Genomic DNA, 2,479 nt, shown 5'->3' with positions numbered 1-2,479 from the left:
GGGCTTCGCGCCGGCACGATGACCTCGGCCCCGGCATGGAGGAGAGCGCGCGTCGTCTCGAGCCCGAGGCCCGAGGCCCCTCCGGTCACGATGGCGAGCTTCCCCGAGAGATCGATCCCGGAGATGACCTCCATGGCCGTGCTGGCGGCGCCGAAGCCGGAGCCAATGGGTGTCTGCTGTGTCATGTTGTTGTCCTGCGTGAGCTGGCGCGCCGTGCGAGAACAGCAGTGCCCTGAGAGGTTGAATGTCAGGCGGGGTGACATGTGTCGCCCGCGGCCTGATCACTGTGTCCGGAAGGTCAGGTCCGGCCCCGCGGCGAGAGCCTGCGCGACATGGCGGAGCTTGTCGGGATTGCGGGTGATGTAGATCGCGGTGATCCGGCCGTCCTCGATGGCGAGTGCGGTGGTTTGGAGGACGTCGCCGCGCTCGCGGCTGACATATCCGGGCAGCCCGTCGATCCAGGCGGGTTCAAGCATCTGCGCCCAGCCCTCTCCCCATTTTCGCCGCACCCCCTCGTACAGCCGCAGGAGGCGATCCAACCCCGTGATGGGGTTGATGAAGGCAATAACCTTTCCGCCGCCGTCCGAACGCAGAACCACGTTCTCGGCAAGAAGTGTCCGCAGCGTCGCGGTGTCACCGCTGGTCGAGGCCGCGAAGAAGGCACGCGCGATCCGCTCGCCCTCTTCGCGTTCGACCGGGAAGCGCGGACGTGCGGCTTGAATGTTTCGGCGCGCCCGGACGGCGAGTTGGCGCACGGCCGCTGCTTCCCGGTCGAGCGTGTCCGCCACCTCGCCGAGCGGCACGCCGAAGACGTCGTGGAGCAGGAAGGCTGCCCTTTCCAACGGTGACAAGCGCTCGAGCGCCATCATCAGCGTCAGCGTCAGGTCGTCTTCCTCCAGGCCACCTTCCTCGGTTTCGACCAGCGGTTCGGGCAGCCAGGCGCCGACATAGGTCTCGCGGCGGGCGCGTGCCGACTTCATCTCGTCAAGGCAAAGCCGGGTGACGACACGCGCAAGGAACGGATAAGGGGCAGCGATACCCCCTCGGTCCGCGGCGACCCAGCGCAACCATGCATTCTGCACGACGTCCTCGGCTTCGCTGCGCGAGCCCAGCATGCGGTAGGCGATGCGCAGGAGCCGCACCCTATGGGCCTCGAAGATGTCTGTGGCGTCATCTACCTGCCGCATTGCGTTCCTCGACGGTGGTTTCACTTGCCCCTGCGATGATGGCTACGGACTACTCCGGCCGCCCAGCGTACACCGGTTCTTACGGCCGGTCCGGCGTCGTCAGCTTGGTGTCGTCCGTATCCACGACGAAGACGGCAAGGAGCTTCGACGGCTCGACGTCACTCGCGTTGGCGCTGACGCCGTGATGGTCGCCCGGCATCTCGACGAAGCTTTCCCCGACGTGGAATACCTTTTCCGGGCCGTCGTTAATCCGGTTGCGCACCGCGCCCTCGATCACAGTCGCCGTGATGAAGGCGGATGTGGCGTGGGTGTGGGACGGTGAGGAACCGCCTGGACCATACTCGACAAGGACGCCGCGTAGGCTCTTGCCCGGAACGGAAGGTATCGGATGGTCGAAGATCGTCGTTACGCGCGCTTCGCCCCTTGCGACATCTGTCGCCATGGCGGGAACGGCAGTGACGGATAGCAGGGCTCCAAGCAGGAATGTTCTGAACACGGTATGGGCCTTTCTGGGTGGGTGGGAGAACGCATCGGGCTCAGGCGGCGACGAGCCAGCTCTCGAAACGCGTTGGTCCGAGACGCGCCGCTCCCACATGTTCGGGAACCAGCGAACCTTTTTCGAGCGCGGCGCCGAAGTAACGCGCGGCCCTGTCGGCCTGAACTTCTCGAAGGTCGCCGTCGGTGGCGATGCGGCGGGCGACGAAGTCGCGGAAGGGCAGGCGGTCGGGTCCGGCGATCTCGATCGTCGCGTTGCGCGGCGGAGCGAGCGCGACATCGGCGAGCGCTGCGGCGACATCGGCGGCGGCGATGGGCTGGAAGTCGGCATCGGGTACGACCAGGCGGTCGCCCTCGACCGATGCTTCGGCGATGGTGGCGACGAACTCGAAGAACTGGGTTGCGCGCACGATGGTGAAGGGAACGCCAGAGTCCTTGATGAGCCGTTCCTGCGCGACCTTCGCCCGGAAGTAGCCGTTGCCCACCAGGCGATCGGTGCCGACGATGGACAGGGCGACGTGATGCCCCACGCCCGCCTCGCGCTCAGCAGCCAGAAGGTTGCGGCCCGAGCGCTCGAAAAAGTCGAGCACCGCCGCATCCTCGAAGGACGGCGAGTTCGACACGTCCACGACAATGTCAGCGCCGGCAAGGACCTCGGCCAAACCTTCACCCGTCAGCGCGTTCACGCCGGTACTCGGCGAAGCCGCGATGGCATCGTGCCCCTGTCGCGAGAAGTCGGCGGTCAGGTGACGCCCGATCAGTCCGCTTCCACCAATCACCACGATCTTCATAGTATC

4 protein-coding genes are annotated in these 2,479 nt (G+C 66.2%); all 4 read right to left on the bottom strand.

Annotated features, from left to right (window positions below; genetic code table 11):
• Positions 1–185, bottom strand: a 185-nt coding sequence (locus J2X65_RS26880) for an SDR family NAD(P)-dependent oxidoreductase (RefSeq protein ID WP_310208565.1), incomplete at its 3' end; no start/stop codon positions are given.
• 96 nt (positions 186–281) lie between these two features.
• A complete protein-coding gene (locus tag J2X65_RS26875) occupies positions 282–1,187 on the bottom strand; it encodes a sigma-70 family RNA polymerase sigma factor (protein WP_310208561.1) in 906 nt (301 codons plus the stop codon).
• Between the two features lie 79 nt (positions 1,188–1,266).
• On the bottom strand, positions 1,267–1,629 hold the full coding sequence (locus tag J2X65_RS26870) for a cupin domain-containing protein (protein ID WP_310208558.1): 363 nt from the start codon (positions 1,627–1,629) through the stop codon (positions 1,267–1,269).
• A 94-nt stretch (positions 1,630–1,723) separates the two neighbouring features.
• Positions 1,724–2,473, bottom strand: a complete 750-nt coding sequence (locus J2X65_RS26865; protein WP_310208568.1) for an SDR family oxidoreductase — start codon at positions 2,471–2,473, stop codon at positions 1,724–1,726.
• Positions 2,474–2,479: the final 6 nt, after the last annotated feature.

It is taken from the genome of Ancylobacter sp. 3268 (genome assembly GCF_031456575.1).
Classification (GTDB): domain Bacteria; phylum Pseudomonadota; class Alphaproteobacteria; order Rhizobiales; family Xanthobacteraceae; genus Ancylobacter.
Note: the sequence above shows the minus strand (reverse complement) of the source record. Positions and strands in the feature narration are given on the sequence as shown.

Coding starts and splice junctions, on each gene's coding strand:
- J2X65_RS26875 (WP_310208561.1), bottom strand. CDS start 1,187: ATGCGGCAGGTAGATGACGCCACAGACATCTTCGAGGCCCATAGGGTG.
- J2X65_RS26870 (WP_310208558.1), bottom strand. CDS start 1,629: ATGGCGACAGATGTCGCAAGGGGCGAAGCGCGCGTAACGACGATCTTC.
- J2X65_RS26865 (WP_310208568.1), bottom strand. CDS start 2,473: ATGAAGATCGTGGTGATTGGTGGAAGCGGACTGATCGGGCGTCACCTG.